Annotated in this window: 10 protein-coding genes; 4 read left to right on the top strand and 6 right to left on the bottom strand. The window is 60.4% G+C overall.

From position 1 onward, the window contains the following. Positions 1-97: 97 nt before the first annotated feature. Both AC1DX3_RS20470 and AC1DX3_RS20465 read right to left on the bottom strand, forming a co-directional pair. The gene (locus AC1DX3_RS20470) at positions 98-955 is read right to left on the bottom strand and encodes a p-hydroxycinnamoyl CoA hydratase/lyase (protein ID WP_476991195.1); all 858 of its coding nucleotides are present in this window, start codon (positions 953-955) and stop codon (positions 98-100) included. A gap of 21 nt (positions 956-976) precedes the next feature. After that, positions 977-2,371 (bottom strand): aldehyde dehydrogenase, encoded by a 1,395-nt coding sequence (locus AC1DX3_RS20465; protein ID WP_476991363.1) that lies wholly within the window; start codon positions 2,369-2,371, stop codon positions 977-979. A gap of 232 nt (positions 2,372-2,603) precedes the next feature. Here AC1DX3_RS20465 and AC1DX3_RS20460 point away from each other — a divergent pair, with 232 nt between their 5' ends. Then, positions 2,604-3,053 (top strand): MarR family winged helix-turn-helix transcriptional regulator, encoded by a 450-nt coding sequence (locus tag AC1DX3_RS20460; protein WP_476991194.1) that lies wholly within the window; start codon positions 2,604-2,606, stop codon positions 3,051-3,053. A gap of 6 nt (positions 3,054-3,059) precedes the next feature. Here AC1DX3_RS20460 and AC1DX3_RS20455 read toward each other — a convergent pair whose 3' ends face one another. Together AC1DX3_RS20455 and AC1DX3_RS20450 are read right to left on the bottom strand one after the other, a co-directional pair. Further along, positions 3,060-3,536 (bottom strand): helix-turn-helix domain-containing protein, encoded by a 477-nt coding sequence (locus AC1DX3_RS20455; RefSeq protein ID WP_476991193.1) that lies wholly within the window; start codon positions 3,534-3,536, stop codon positions 3,060-3,062. A gap of 60 nt (positions 3,537-3,596) precedes the next feature. Continuing rightward, the gene (locus tag AC1DX3_RS20450; RefSeq protein ID WP_476991192.1) at positions 3,597-5,603 is read right to left on the bottom strand and encodes a DUF4231 domain-containing protein; all 2,007 of its coding nucleotides are present in this window, start codon (positions 5,601-5,603) and stop codon (positions 3,597-3,599) included. 332 nt (positions 5,604-5,935) lie between these two features. Here AC1DX3_RS20450 and AC1DX3_RS20445 point away from each other — a divergent pair, with 332 nt between their 5' ends. From AC1DX3_RS20445 to AC1DX3_RS20435, 3 genes are read left to right on the top strand one after another with little or no spacing between them, the layout of a single operon-like run. Next, positions 5,936-8,365: a tetratricopeptide repeat protein gene (locus AC1DX3_RS20445; protein ID WP_476991191.1), complete on the top strand. Its 2,430-nt coding sequence runs from the start codon at positions 5,936-5,938 to the stop codon at positions 8,363-8,365. Positions 8,366-8,369: 4 nt separating this feature from the next. Further along, complete coding sequence (locus AC1DX3_RS20440; RefSeq protein WP_476991190.1) at positions 8,370-11,630, top strand: nSTAND1 domain-containing NTPase; 3,261 nt, start codon at positions 8,370-8,372, stop codon at positions 11,628-11,630. Continuing rightward, positions 11,603-12,649 carry a DUF2272 domain-containing protein gene (locus tag AC1DX3_RS20435; protein WP_476991189.1) on the top strand — a complete coding sequence of 349 codons (1,047 nt, stop codon included), beginning with the start codon at positions 11,603-11,605 and terminating at the stop codon, positions 12,647-12,649. Before AC1DX3_RS20440 ends, AC1DX3_RS20435 begins: the two co-directional genes overlap by 28 nt. Positions 12,650-12,707: 58 nt before the next feature. Here AC1DX3_RS20435 and AC1DX3_RS20430 read toward each other — a convergent pair whose 3' ends face one another. Further along, on the bottom strand, positions 12,708-14,282 hold the full coding sequence (locus tag AC1DX3_RS20430) for a type II secretion system protein GspD (RefSeq protein ID WP_476991188.1): 1,575 nt from the start codon (positions 14,280-14,282) through the stop codon (positions 12,708-12,710). Between the two features lie 223 nt (positions 14,283-14,505). Then, the gene (locus tag AC1DX3_RS20425; RefSeq protein ID WP_476991187.1) at positions 14,506-15,231 is read right to left on the bottom strand and encodes a glycoside hydrolase family 12 protein; all 726 of its coding nucleotides are present in this window, start codon (positions 15,229-15,231) and stop codon (positions 14,506-14,508) included. Positions 15,232-15,786: the final 555 nt, after the last annotated feature.

Genomic DNA, 15,786 nt, shown 5'->3' with positions numbered 1-15,786 from the left:
GGTGTTCTTCCTGCAGGTTGAAGCCTATCATGGTTTCGACATCGCGAAACCGGCTTCGAATAGTGTCTGTCTTTATGCCGCGTCAGCCTGAGCTCGATCAGGCTTTCGTCTTTTGCTTGCTCTTGTCGTAGGCGCCCAGGCCCGGCTTATAGGTCTTGTCGTCGATGAACTGCTTGATGCCTTCCTTGCGGCCGTCATTGTCGTAGGAATTGGCGGCCTCCTGGGCGCGGATCAGGTAATCCTCGGCGTCGTCATAGCTCAGGAGACCGACCCGGCGCACGGCGTCCTTGGTCGCCTTCAGCGCGACCGGGTTCTTTTCGAGCAGAACCCTGGCCACGGCGGTGACCCGCGCCTCCAGTTGCGCCAGCGGCAGGGATTCGTTGACCAACCCCCAATCGGCCGCCGTCTTGCCGTCGATATTCTCACCCATCATGGCGTGATACATGGCCTTGCGGAACGGCAGCAGTTCGGTGGCGACCTTGGTGGCGCCGCCGCCGGGCAGGATGCCCCAGTTGATTTCCGACAGGCCGAACGTCGCTTCATCCGCGGCAAACGCCAAATCGCAGGCGAACAAAGGGCCGTAGCCGCCGCCGAAACACCAGCCATTGACCATGGCGATGGTCGGTTTCTGATACCAGCGCAGGCGCTTCCACCAGCTATAGGCTTCGCGCTGGGCGCCGCGCGTCGCGCCCAATCCCTTGGCCTCGTTCTCGCGGAAATATTCCTTGAGATCCATGCCCGCCGACCAGGCCGTGCCTTCGCCGGTCAGCACCAGAACACCGACATCGTCGCGGAATTCCAGGTCTTCGAGCACACGCAACATCTGCCGGTTCAGCTTCGGGCTCATGCAGTTGCGCTTTTCCGGGCGGTTGAACTTCACCCAGGCGATGCGGTCCTTGACCACGAAAGCAACGGTTTCAGCTTCGGAGCGATCCGGGGAGACGACTTCATTCATAATATTCTGGCTTTCGGGAAATTAGATAGGGAAATGGCCCGGCAGGGTCTCGATCGTGATCCAGCGCAGGTCCGTGAATTCATTGATGCCGGCCTTGCCGCCGAAACGGCCGTAGCCGCTGTCCTTGACGCCACCGAACGGCATCTGGGCTTCGTCGTGCACCGTGGCGCCGTTGATGTGGCACATGCCCGACTTGATGCGGGCGGCGACGCTGAACGCTTCGGCGATATTGGTCGTGAAGACCGACGCCGTCAGGCCGTATTCGGTATCGTTGGCGATGCGGATGGCGTCTTCGGTATCCCGGGCGCGCACGATCGAAACGACCGGCCCGAAGGATTCCTCGCCATAGATGCGCATGTCAGGCGTCACGCCGTCCAGCACCGAGGCGGGGATCAGCACACCCTCCCCGTCTCCGCCGGCGACCAGCTTCGCGCCTTTCGCGACGGCGTCGCGCATCAGGTCGCGCACCTTGTCGGCGGACCGGTTATCGACCACGGCCCCCAACGGCGTGCCCCCGACACCGGGATCGCCCGCCACCATGGTGCGGGCCTTGGCCGCGAACTTTTCGACAAAGGCGTCCGCCACGGCATCGACGACGATGATGCGTTCGGTCGACATGCAGATCTGGCCCTGGTTCATGAAGGCGCCGAAGGCAGCGGCCTTGACGGCCTCATCCAGGTCGGCGGCTTCGAGGATCAGCATCGGCGCCTTGCCGCCCAGTTCGAGCAGGACGGGCTTGAGCTGCGCGGCCGCGCGCACAGCAATGATCTTGCCGACAGCGGTCGATCCGGTGAAATTGATACGGCGCACCGCCGGATGGTCGATGAGCGCGCCGACAACATCTGCGGCGTCTTCCGGCGCATTGGTCACCAAAGACACGATGCCCTTGGGCGCGCCGGCGCGATTGAAGGCTTCGGCGATCAGCCAATGCGTCCGCGGACAGGCTTCCGACGCCTTCAGCACGACCGTATTGCCGCAGGCCAGGGGCGTGGCGATGGCGCGCACCCCCAGAATCACCGGCGCATTCCACGGGGCGATGCCGACCACAACCCCCACGGGCGCGCGCACGGCCAGGGCCATGCAGCCCGGCTTGTCGGACGGAATGGTCTCGCCCGCCACCAGGGTCGTCAGCGACGCCGCTTCGCGCATCATATTGGCCGCCAGCATGCAGTTGAAGCCGGCCCATCCGGCGGTCGAGCCGGTTTCCGCCTTCATGGCGGCGATGAATTCGGGCGTCATGGCGGCCAATTCGTCGGCCACCTTGTTGAGGACGGCGCGGCGCGCGTTCGGTCCCATGGCGGACCAGGCCGGGAAAGCGGCGGCGGCGGCTTCGGCCGCCTTGTTGGCGTCGCCGATGCCGGCCGCGGCGGCCTGGGTCGCCAACTGGCCGGTGATGGGGTTGAGGCGTTCGAACATGCGGCCGCCCTCCGCCTTGACGGCTTCGGACCCGATGATCAGGTCGAGGTTCGTGGCTTTCACTTGGTCAAGCATGATCTGTTTCCCTGTCATTGTGTCGGCCTGCTCTTATGGGCCTGACATGCATTTTAGATATATTACATACCTATTATGGTTTGTCATTATTATTTTGAGCCTTGCCACGGTTTTCTGATATGAGAAAAGACGTTGAATCAGCCAAGAGACCCTTCCCTTGCCAAAAACCAAACAGATCCACACCGCCCAACTCGACAATCAGATCGGTTTCCAGCTGCGTTTAGCGCAACTGGCCGTGTTCGGCGACCTGATCGAGGGGTTGAAAGTCTATGATCTGCGCCCGGTCGACCTGTCCGTCCTTCTCCTCGTCGAGGCCCATCCGGGCTTGCGTCAGCACGTCATCGGCGACCAGCTCAAGATCGCCCGGCCCAATGTCGTCTCTCTCGTCGACTCGCTGGCGGCGCGCGGCCTTGTCGAGAGAACTGTCGACAGCAAGGACCGCCGCGCCAATCAGCTCGGCTTGACCGCGGCGGGAACTGAAATGGTAACCCTGGCCAAGCAAGTCCAGGACGACCACCGCGAACGCCTGCTCAAGGCGCTGGACGGCATCGATCTCGATAATTTCATGCAGGGCCTGATGCGGCTGTCCCGACTCGGCAAGGCGTAGCGGGTCTTAGTTGCTGGGGCCGCGCTCCGTCGTCACGCCGCAATAGCCGCGCGGCGACACGCCGAAACGGCGCTTGAAGCTCTTGCTGAAATAGGTCAGGTCGCTGAAGCCGAGATCATAGGCCAGTTCCGTAATATTGGTCGCGCCGTTCATCAGGCGGGCGGCGGCCAGTTTGAGGCGCTGCATGACGATATATTCGGTCGCCGTCATGCCGGATTTGGCGAACATCATCTGCATGGAACGGCTGGAAACGCCGGTGGCCCTGGCGACCGTCGAGGCGCGCAAGGCCGGGTCGCTGATATGGGCATCGATATAGGCACGGATGCATTTCGACCGGTCGTCAACCCGGTCGCCGCCGCTGGAATCGTTGCCCGCCTTGAACGCGCCGGCCATCATATCCAGGATTATGCCGGGGATGGCCTCTTCGAAATCCGCGCCGACGTCTTCAAACGGCGCCCTCGGTTCGTTCCTCCAGAATGACAACAGAATGCGTCGGCACGACAGATCGATATGGCTTTCAGCAACCGATCACACGCTGTGGCATTATGCAGTGGGCTGCGGCCGATCCACGAACATGACACGCCAATCCACGACTTCCTGCACCATGATTTCGGTGATCTGCCCGGACAGCCGCAGAACGCTCTCCGACCGCAACGGTGCCTGCGCCCCCTGTAAATCCTGAATACGATTGCTGAGTCGCGCCAGACCGTCGACCATGGCGGTCGAGCGCTTGGCAAGCCGTTTGAATTCTCCCTGGTTGTTGATACCGGCCAAGGCAGCGCTCAACGCCGGGAAGGTTGCGGAAACCAAAACCAGCCAATGATCGGCCAGAGGCGCCCAGGCGTGGAACAGGCTCGTGGGCGACGCCAGGTAAAGGTGGAATCCGATACCCATGAGGGTCAGGAAGAAAATGCCGATGGCGATCCACTCCAACCGCTGATGGATATGTTCCGACCGCGTCCTGGTCGTTTCATGGAATCCCCATTGACCGGTCTGCTCGGTCCCTACCACGGCCGCCATGTGTTCAAGGCAATCGCGAATATAGTCCTGGGTAACCACCGCGTTCGGAAGATTGGTATCCCGGGTAATGCCCCGCATATGCCAATACATCCACGACAAAGTGGGATCGCCGTAAAGGGCAAGGTGCTCCTGCACGTGTGGAAATGGTCGGCCGCCGCCCAGCGGCACCAGAAAACGCAATTGCCGGACAAGCTCGGCCAACAGGCGGTAATCGGTCCACCGGTCATGCCAATGCCGGACCAGAGCCCAGCCGACAAGGATCAGAACGGATGAGAGGACGGCCAATTCTGCGGCAATACAGAAACGATCGGCGTCTCCCTCCAACTTCATAGCCAAAGGCAGGAGAGCGATGAACACGGCCAGGACCGAGAAAAGATAGGAGAGCACATAGGTGCTCCGATACGCGTCGGCATAGAGATCGGCCAGCTTGTCGGACCAAGCGTAGTGGCCGCGCAACCGCGAATTCACCCAGATGGCGAGGGACGACGGCGGCGCCATGCGAGGCGGGTTACGACTGCCGGCAGGAAAATCATCCTCCCCCACCGGCCAGTCGTGCCGTATTTGTTCGACGAAGTTGGGGACCGAAATCGCCGGAACGACCGGCCAGCCAAGATTGACCAGATCGCGGAACATCTTCCACACAACCGCGAGATTTAGAGCCGGCTTCCGTTCGCGAAAATATTCGTTCACGCCGGACAAGGTCGGCGGCCGCCTCTTCTCATGGCCACGGGTATGACCTTGCGCCGCCGGCAGGCCCAGTTCACTGTCGACGATATGCCGGACGACCTCGGCGATCCGCGTCCGTTGCATCTCGGGCTTTCCGACATCCGCCTCATTGAGCGCGTAGCGGCCATCGCGTTTGAGGCTTTCCAGTTCCTCCTCCGAGGCCAGGTAGCGCCAAAGCCAGGGCTGCAAGGCATCGACCCAAATCGTTGGCACGTGATAATGCAGGGCCTTCACCAAAGTGTCGCGTGTTCCCCCGACTCCGGCAGATGCCCCCCCATCCCAAATGACGATCAGGAGGTCCGATTGATTGAGAACCACCTGCCCGGCGGCCGCGTAGGCCTTGGCCTCGTTATCGGGCTCCGTCTTCGTGTTGCGCCTGCCGTCAAGCTCAAACCTGACCAGCCCCGTCTCCTCCCCCGCTCGCGCCAGCAGAGTGCGAAAGTCGATGACGGAAGCCACGTCGAAATCCCCTTCGAACTCCGTCTGAAAAAATGGCATGGGACAGCAGAGCTCATACCCCAGGTTGAGGGCCTCTTCCGCCACGAGTCTGTCGGCCCCCTCCGCCAGGGGGGAAATTGCGCGCATGACAGGTGTTGTATCGAGGTAGAAGGATGCGTGATGTTTGTCTTGCTGAAAGGCCGTAACGGCGATTTTGGCCTCATCGAGAATCGCCGTGACGACACCGTGCAGCTCGTCGAGTGTTCGTTGGTCCTTGGGAAGCCGGTTGGGACGGTGACCAATGACGCCGACGCGGAAGGTCAATCTTACCTTGGGCGGGGATGTCCGTGCATCTGATTGGCTCATGAGTTAACCTTATAGCGCGCCTACTTCAGTGACAACGCCCAATGCTATAAAGGGACAACACCACTCTTGCGGGAAGCGATGTCATTTTTTGCAGACCTCAGCACCATATGTCAATCAAAGATTGAGCCAATGTCCGGACTTGGCGAAAGTTCTCAGTTTCTATCCAACCTGATGTTCAACCTGCGGGTAAGCTTATCCGTCAAGACTCAGCCATATGTTGCATTTCAGCAACAGAACTCAACAATAAAGCGCGCTGAAATCGTTATAGTGGAGACGGCACACGGCATAATGGTGTTAACCTTATTGTGACATTTCGCGCCGGGGGCGAAGACATGAGGCAGGGATTACTGATAAATCTGCGGTTTGTGCCGCTGTCGGCCATGGCTGCCATGTTATTCGGCCTGCTAATCGTCGCGTCATCGTGCGGACCGAAACCGTCGGCGCAGGAAAAGCACTTCGCCGGGCAGGAACCTGTTCGGGTCGATTACGCCCCCAGCCTGGAATTGCGGCCGGCCTACCAGCTTTTGCGCGAGCGCCACTATGACGAGGCGCGAACCATGCTGCAGAACCAGCTTAAATCCATCAAGAAACAGCCATTGCGTGACGAAACCATAGGCCTGGTCACGGCGACCTATTATGGCGCGGGAATGGACAGGGACGGCCTGGCCTTTCTTTGTACGGCCTATGGCGGCCTGCCGGCGGACGATCACCGTTTTCTCTTTCAGGCTCACGCGCATATTCGCCGGATACGAGAAAAGGAAGGGCTCGTCGCGGCGTTGACGGCCGCGGCGCAGGCGCGCAACGCATGTCGCGGCCGCTCGGATTTCGCCGATATTTGGGCCAGTATTCCTCTGGTCCTGATGGAAAATTTACACGACCACATGACCCGGACAAACATCTATGGCGGCTATTACACGGACGAGCACGATGAAGCCGAATTAAGCACCTATATCGAGGCCTACAAGCGCGGTCAGGATGCGCCTTTTGCGGAATATGCCTTCTACATGATGCGCCGGTACGACGAACACGTGAAGACCTTTCCGCAGTCGAAATTTCGCGACCTGTCCATGGCTGCGCGCGCCCGCGACAATCCGGACCAACCTGAATTTCTGGCTGAATTTCTTAAGGCCTATCCCAATTCCCTGGACCGGGAGGACGTCCTGTATGCCATCTCGAAATACGTTCTGGATAATGAAGGCGCCGTTGCCTACGGCGCCTTCATCAAGAACTACGGACTGAATGGTAATAATTTCAACTTCGAGCACTACGCCAGTGTGGTGCAGGAAGAAACCAACGCCTTGTTTGACAAGGGGCAGTATCAGGCAGGCATAGATCGCCTGACAGAAGGCAGGAAGAACCTGCAACGTTGCCAGGGCGACGATGACTGCGCGTTGCGCATAAAGTCGATCAGCGGCGACATCAATAACGCCAAACGGTTGCTGCTCGGAATCGACGACCTGCCGCCGGCGGAGATATTCAAACGGCTTTTGGTCATCCGCAAAGAGCTTTATTGGGACAGCGTCGCCTTCAACATCCTGACCCGCATGGTCGATTCGAAACCGATGACGTCGGAGGATCGCGGCAAAGCCCTTTACCTCCTGGGGCGCATGGGTTGGGGCGATAATTCCGACGGTTACTATCAGCAACTCATCGCCAACTATCCCGATCATCCGTTGGCGGATGACGCGATGGCCGAACTTGGCCTGAGCGCAGAAACCAACAACTCCGACGACGAGGCCCTGCGCTTGTATGACTTGGTGGCCCTCAGCTATCCCGGGCGCAACGCCGTCGACGACGCCCTTTGGCACAAGGCCCACATCCTGAGCAGCGATGGCGACGATGCCCAGGCCATGGCCATATATGCCCAGATCGCCGCCTTCGAAGGACAGAACCGGCTTGAGCTTGCCGCCCGGCGGCTTCTTTCCGGGGAAAGCGAGCCCGCGGCAAGCTATGCCGACTATGAAGTGCCGTCCTATGAGGCGTCACCGGACCAAACTGCCGCGGCGGCCGCAGCCAGGCAGGCTCGCGCCGTGCTGACCATGCAAAACGGCGCGACATTGCAACCCGTGCCTGCCGACTATGTCATTACAGGCGCAGACTGCGGACCGAATGTGGTCGAACTCGACGCGAACCGCATTCATTTCCTGACCAGCAATCTTGGCGGAGAAGGCACTGACACCCTGGAACAAGCCTCCCCCGGCGCCTATTGTGACACCGTGTTGAAGGCCGAGCTTAAGGAAGTGCCGCTCGACTTCACCTGGGAGGACAAACTCTTCTGCCGCATTAAGCGCTCCCCTGCCGGCCCCTTCGTAGCCGACGGCGCCTGCGTCCGGCGCGACGAAGCTCTGGCAATCGATCCCCCTTCGCGCGCGGTCCTTCGCTCACGCAACTTTTCCGGGCTGGGGCTTGCCGTACACAGCGGCGTCAGCGGCGATGGCGAGGAACGCGCCTGGTCCTCAACCATCAAGATTCAAACAGCGCCCAAAACGTCGGCCGGATACAAGGCAGGCATCCGCGAAAATTGGGATATTCTGGAGATTTGCGGCAGCCCGGTGACGTTTGATGCCGGTACGTTGGGACGCGCCGAGCCGGCGAAGACATGTGTCCTGACCTTTGCCCGTTACCCGGATCATCGCCATCCCGACAAGATCGACTATGTGACCTGCAAGGCCCGTATCACACTCAGCAGCGTCGAGGTCCGCGGATTTTGCCGGCGCCGCCATTCCCTGCTCGATGTCTTTCTGAATCTTTTTGGCGCGTGAAGGGATGGCGCGAATTTTCATAAGCCATTCCTCGAAACAAAATTCGGTTGCCCTGCAGTTGTGCGAATGGCTGACGACCCAGGGATGGGGACCGGTTTTTCTTGACGTCCACAGGGTAGACGGCCTGCGGCCCGGAGAGGAATGGCGGCAACAGCTGGAAAGAGCTCTCGACGCCTCGGTCGCCGTCATATGTCTGGTATCCACATCCTGGCTCAAGAGCGAGGAATGCTGGAGGGAATATCGGCGCGTACGCGAACAACCTCTCAATCGTCGGCGCAAATTCATCATCCCCATCCTGCTTGGTAAAGTCGCTCCGGTGCAGCTCGAACACGGCTTGGCCGATTACCAGGCGATCAAGGCCGGCACCTGGGACGACGCGGCTCTGAAGGCCGTCGAGGCCAGCCTGTCCCATTCCGGCCTGTCGCCGGATAGTTTCCAGGTCAACCCGAAAGGCGAGGCCGATTACAGCGTTTTCCGCGGTCTTGCGCCGCTGGCGGAAGCTGATGCCGGCATATTTTTTGGCCGCGACGCCGATATCGCCGCAAGCATGCGGGCTGTTTCGCACGCGCAAAAATCCGAGGGACGCCAGCAGCTCATTACCTTGCGCGGAGATTCCGGGAGCGGAAAATCATCCCTGATGCATGCCGGTCTGGTGGCGCGCCTTGAACGCCGCTACGGCGAATTTATCGTCCTTCCGTCCATTCGCTTGCAACCCGCGGGCCTCACTCAGGTTCCGGCGGACAAGGATGACCGGCGGGGGCTGATCGCTTCCGTCGGCACGGCTTTCGATGCGATTGGGTGCGGCAGTGACGGCGCGCAGAAACGTTTTGCCGGCGCACCGGCCGGCGATACCCTGCGCGACAGCCTTCGTGCCTTGCGCGAAGCCTACGATACGCTTTACGGCCAGTCCGACACGCCTCGCATGGTCCTGTTACCCATGGATCAGGCCGAAGAGGCGCTGACCGATAGTCTGGAATGCGCCCAAGTCCTGGCAATACTCGACGAAGTCATTCGACAGGATCTGTATTTCGCACTGCTGATAACCGTCCGCTCTTCGGATCACCCGAAATTGCAGGCCTTGCCGCTGTTTGCAAGGGAGGAAATCCTCGTCAAGGTCGAAGCCATTCCGCCGGAGAATCTGAGCCAGGTTGTCGAAGGGCCGGCGTCAAAAGCGGAGCCGCCCTTCCAAGTCGGGCCGGACTTGCTGGCGGCGATCATTTCCGACCTCACCGATGGGCGCACCACCCTTATCACCGGCGATGCCCTTCCGGTCCTCGCCCTGACGCTCAGCAGAATGGCGGAAGAGGCCCGTAACGACCGCCTGTTGAATGTCGAGCGTTACACGACGGTCGGGCGCGCGACCGGCATCGTTCAGAACCTTATCGACCTGGTCATGGCGAAAACCCGGTCGCAGGAATCGCGATTGGTCGCAGCTCTGGTGCCCGATTTCGTCGCTCTTGGTCGAGACGGTCAGTATATCCGGCGCCAGGTGCGAGACACCACCATCAGTCCGGACGATCTTCGCATTGTCGAGGCGATGGTCGACGTCAAACTAGTCCGCAAGAGCCGCGGCGAAACCCAGTCGGGCGGCACGCAGGTCGTCTACGAAATATTCCACGAAAGCCTTGCGCGGTTATGGCCGGCTATGCGCGCCGCCGTCGAATTGCTGCGTGGTCCCTTACAGGTCCTGGAGCGCCTGGAAACCAGTGCCGGACTTTGGCGGAAGGGCGCAGTGACCGCCACCTATCGCGGCCGGGCCCTGCGCGATGCCCAAACGGTGTCGTTGCGGCCGGAATTTCAATTCTATATCTCCGATGACGCGCGATGCTTCCTCGAGGCCGGTAAAGCCTCTCAGTTGCGCGCGCGCGCACTGGCAGGCGCCGTCGCGGTGGCGGCCGTTCTCGCGACATGGGGTACTTTCTCCTTGTTTAGTAACCAGGCGACGCGCGAATGGGCGGCGACCAGCATCAAGACGGCAACCATGCCGCCGGCGAATCTCGCCTTGGCGGCGGGCTTCAAGCCGGGCGCCCTGGCGTCCGTATTCGCAGCAAAGCTCCCCTGCGAAGTCGCCGGCACGGCGACGTTTTCCGATTGCGCACTGCGGCGCAGCGGCTCGGTCGAGCCTCTGACCGTTTACAAGCGGCTGGACCCGGGCAATACGGACAAGACCGCGCTGTTGGCACCGGATAACGCCTCCGTGCTCGTCTATTCCCGCGACGGCAAGGCGGTTCGGTCGGCGCTCAACGTCGCCGCGCAGCCCGAGATGTTCCGTCTCGGCGTCCCGATTACCGCCGGCATTGTCACCCCGGCAAACGATATCGCTCTCGGAACCACGGACGGCCGCCTCATTTTTATCGGCCAAAACCAGGAACGAGAAGAGCATTCGGGAACGGGCGCACGCATCGACCACGTCCTTTATGATAACGGGCGAACCTATTACGCCTTTGCCGACGACGGAACGGTAACCGCCTGGCGACGGGGAACATTTGCCCCCCTTTTCAAAGTCATGACGCCAGTGTCGCCCGCCGAGAGCGCTGTCTTCAGCGAGGCTCGTCATGTCATTGTCGCCTTCGGCAACGGACATGTCGTCGTGTTCGATGCCAAAACCGGCGCGCAGAGATGGGAGAAATTCGCACCGGGACTTCCCTTTGGCGCCGTCGCCGACCGGGGAAATCTGGTGGTAGTGGCCGCTACGGATCAGCCGGTCCGGGTCTTTCGTATGGATGATGCAGCGAGGGTCGCCCTGTTTTCAGGTCATGACAGACCGGTCAATTTCACCGCCGCTTCGGACACAGACGACATGGTCATAACAGCCGATGCGAGAAACGTGGCGTGGATCTGGCACGCCCGCAGCGGACTGCCCGTCAGCGGCCCTATTCAGCTGGGCGCGGCGGTGGTCAGTGCGGCGTTCGCTCCGGACGGATTGCATATCGCCGTCGGCACCAACGATGGCGCCGTGCATTACCTGGACCTGCAAAACGCCAAGGAAGTCACGCGCCTGGGCGGCATTGCGGAAAAGCCCGTCATGGTAAAGTTTCTTGACAACCAGCATATCGTCATTGTTTCCAGTAAAGGCAGCGTTCAGGTCCGGGTGCTGGAGGAACTGGGCAAGGACGATGGCGACCGCCTGCGGGCGCGCTTGTGCAAGGTCAAGCTCAATCGATTTGCTTATGTCATCCCGTTTAAGCCAGCCGAGATGGAAAGCGACCCAGGCTTCATGCCGGAGAATCCCAACCCATGCCGGCGTCGAAGTTTCATCTTTTGACATGGAGGCCGGCCGCGTGCCTTGTCGTCCTGGCCATGGGCGCGGGACTCACGCTCGCCGGTTGCCAGCGCGACCTGCCCGTCGAAACACTGTCGATCGAGACGTCCGTCAGCCCCCTGCTTCCGGATGCGCGTGTTGCCATTTCCGATGCCGGTCACGTAACCGTCGTGAAGACAGGCTGCCCCAAGGAACCGCGCCCTTCCTATATCCGGCAACGCATCGTCGATTTGGCGGTTTCGCAGTGGCGGCGGTTTGGTTATCCGGTAGTGAACAGGTCGTCTCGGTTTAAGGGTCTGACAGACGCACAATTACAACGCCTTGTTATGCAACGAGTACCGGCACTTCGCTTGAGTTCAGGGGCCGAACCCGCCGTCGCAACCGAACGTGAAAACAGTGTCGATGGCGCGATTGCCGGCTATTGGAGCGTTGTCGATCCATGGCCTTCCAAAGCCGGTGACCCGGCGCCCCGCTCCCGTCTGCGCTACAGGAACGAACATTTGTTTTCCAGCCGGTCGTGGAACGAGCCATGGTCGGCGGCCTTCGTTTCCTGGGTATTATGCGAGGCCGGCGCGGACGACATTGCCTTTCCAAAGTCTTCGTCGCACATCCAGTTCTTAATAGATGCGCAAGATATGGAGCGGTCACGGCTGGGTTGGTATCGCAGCGTGCGCCCCGATCTACCTGCACCGATCGAGGCCGGGGACATCATATGTTCGGCGCGCGGAACGACGGACCAACAAAAAATCTCGGGCGCGCTCGATTCCACAATGCCGGCACATTGCGATATCGTCGTTGCGACCGACACCGGCCAGGGCATCCTTCTGGCCATCGGAGGAAACGTCCGCGACAAGGTGGCGCTTTCAATAATTTCGGCCCGGATAACACCCAAGGGCACGGTTCTTCAGCCGAATCTCAACACTTCCGTCCCCATGCCCTGGTTGCGGATTCTCCACCTCAAAGCCCATTCAGCACACGCGACATTCGAAAACAGCTTCCACGTAGAGAAATGGAGCCGATAACGCCGGCTTCAACCTTATGCGTCGGACGGACAATCTGCCCTGCTCGTCGTACATATCCCTACTGCGGACCACTGTTCGGAGCCCCATGCTGCACGATATGCGGCGTGATGACGATGTAGAGATCCGTCTTGGTCTTGCTGCTTTTTTCCGTCCCGAAAGCCCGCCCAAGGAACGGCAGGTCGCCCAGGAACGGCACGTGGAAATAGGACTCCAGCACCGCCTCCTGGCTCAGCCCGCCGATGATGAACGACTCGCCGTCGCGCACCGTGGCCGAGGTTTCGGCATGCCGCTGGCTGATCGTCGGATAGCCCTGGCTATAGCCGGTCACGCTCGATACCACGCAAAACACGTGCGAATTGACGAAGCCGTCGCCGCTGACCCGGGGCGCGATCTGCAAGGTCACGCCGACATTGACATATTGCACCTGCTGCGACACGCCATTGACCCCGGACAAGGTGATCGAGGTCAGGATCGGCAGGGCGTCGCCGGTAATGATCTTAGCCGAAGCCCCGCTCTGGGCGGCAATCCGCGGCTGCGACACAATGCGTCCCTGGCCGTTCTGGATCTGGGCGTTCAGCGCCGCCTGGAAACTGAGGCTCGTCGCCTGGCTCCGGTCATTGGCATAGTTCAGCCCCGGCAGGAACTGGCCGCTCTGATAGGTCGCCACGCCGATCTGCCCGGCCGAATTGGTAAAGTCGATACCGACATTGCGCGCCCCGGCCTGGGTCAGCTCGACGAACTGCGTCTCCAAAATCACCGTGTCGACCGGCACGTCGATCTGCTCGATCTCGTCCCTCACCCGGGCGATATGCTCCGGCGATCCCTTGACCCAGACGGCGTTCAGCCGGCGATCGACGCTCAGCGACGAATCGACGGCCTGGCCCAGCGGCGGGTCCTCGTCCTGGGGCTGGCTTGGGACCGGACTATAGCTGTTGCCGCCGCTATTGCCCGGCGAGCCGAAGCCGGGCTCCAACGGCGTGAACGAGTCGTTCGACTTGATCGAAACCCCGTTGGACAACAGACCGACGATCTCGCTGACATCGGCATATTTCAGCTTGATCAAGGCATAGCCGTCCTCACCCGCCGGCGGATCGACGGCCAACGGCAGGACCGGCCCGGCACTCGCCAGGAGGCCGGAGCCGATGCCCGCGTCGGCCGTCGTGATATTGCCGGCGTCCGGCCCCGGCCCCGCCCCCGTGACCACCGCCTCGTCAATGGTCAGGACCAGGCGCCGGCGCTGGGTCGTCGATACGCCGATATGCAGCGGCGCGTCGGCATCCATGACCAGAACCAGGTCCTGGCCGTCGGGTCTTAACTGCACGCCGCGCGCCAGATAAAGGTTCAGATTGTTCCTGGGCGCGCCATTGGCGTCGATCGCGACATTGCGCGTATTGCGCAGGCGGAATTCGACATGCGGCCGGTCATTGCCGTCGATGCGATAGGCCGGCGCCTCGGCCCCGAAGTTCAGGGACAGCCGCGCCTGGTTCGACGTCACCTGGGTCACCGCCGCATCGGTGAACAGGTTCTGCGCCTGCTGTTGCGCCGTGGCCGGTCCCGACGCGACGGCCAGCGCGGCCAACAGCATCAGGGCCGGCTGCCGCAACAACCCGCCCGAGCAAAATAGTGTGTACATGACGCGATGCACTTTCCCTGACATCGGTTGAACGTAGAGCGGAAGGCTGGTTTAGAGGGAATAACCTTAGATAAAATCGTTCCACTTACCCCCTCTCCCCACCTGAGGGGAGAGGGTGGCAGGCTTTAGCCTGCCGGGTGAGGGGTCCTTTCTTTCGACTGACGGTTCCGACCAAAGCCATCACGCTCCAGCCAGCCAAGCCCAGCCTCCCGCTCCTGCTGTATTACTTCGACGTCACGGTATAGTTGTTCATCGTGAAGGTCTGGGTGCCCGACGTCGTCGTGGCTTCGACGCCGTATTGCACCTGGCCCACGGTGATATTGCCGAAATAGCCGATCGACTTGATCCACAGCAGGACCGCCTTGAGGTCGGTCGTGGCATTGTTGGTCTTGGTGGTCCGCAGGAACGAAATGACGGGGTGGCCGACATTGCCTTCGTAGACGTTATAGGTCACGCCGCCGATGCTGACATTGGTATAGACGGGCACGGCATTGCCGGTGCTGCTCCAGTTGAAGGAAGCCGGTTTGACATTGCCGCCACCGGTCGACGTGCCGGTATAGTTCATCCAGATCATGACCTCATAGGCGTTGGCGCTGTCCCAGATGTCGTAGGCCGCATCCCACGCCCCGCCGGACGGCGTGGTTTCGCTCAGGGTCGACGACAGGGTGGAGATGCTGGTCAGCGACTTGCCGACATAGTAGCTGGCATTGCCGTAGGCCTTGATGCCGCTGGTGTTCGGCTGATTGGTGGTGATGTACCAATTGCTCGCCGAATTGGCGCAGATGGTTTGCGCGCCGGCGCCGGAGCCCCAGATGTCGTTATAGAAGGTGAAACTGCCGATGACAAAGTTGCCGTATTGAGCGGAAGTACAGGTTGCGGCTTCAACTGAAGCAGCACCCAATAAGGCGCAGGCCATTACAGCCGGCGTGAGCCAGTTTACTATTTTCATGATGATTTCCCTGTGACGGTTTATTGTTTCTATTGCATCTATAGTCGGCAAAACTACCTCTAAGGTAGATGTTTGCGGTAACATGCATAACAAATTACAAGATCAGGTCAATTGTTTTTTTATATAGTAACATTTTTTCAAGTATAAAATGACGCGCCGCGAAGTTTTCATAAATTCCAAAATATATCGATTTGGAATTACCGTTTCAAGTTCTGGGATTTTTGAGTGTTCACCAACCTGGGTTTGCGGAGACATTGGGGTGCAAAGCACAAAATCGTGGCTTACCCGTGCGATTTGGCGCCGCCAATAGGCCCTGCTGACCCCCCGCTAAATGGGTGAAAATGGGTGAACGAACGCCGACAGGCGCTTTCGCCCCCCGTCTAAATGGGTGGAAATGGATGAACGAAGACAAATAACAGGCTATAAGTCCCCATGTTCACGGTCCCGCCCTTCGACATTACCCCCGAAATCCTCAATTTCGTCGGCGCCATCGACGAGTTTAAAGGTGCCTGGCAGGCCTCCAGGCCCCTCTCGGCCGACCGTTTCCGACCGTTT

Source organism: Asticcacaulis sp. P2_B1, assembly GCF_056404915.1.
This window is presented reverse-complemented; position numbering and strand designations above follow the sequence as displayed.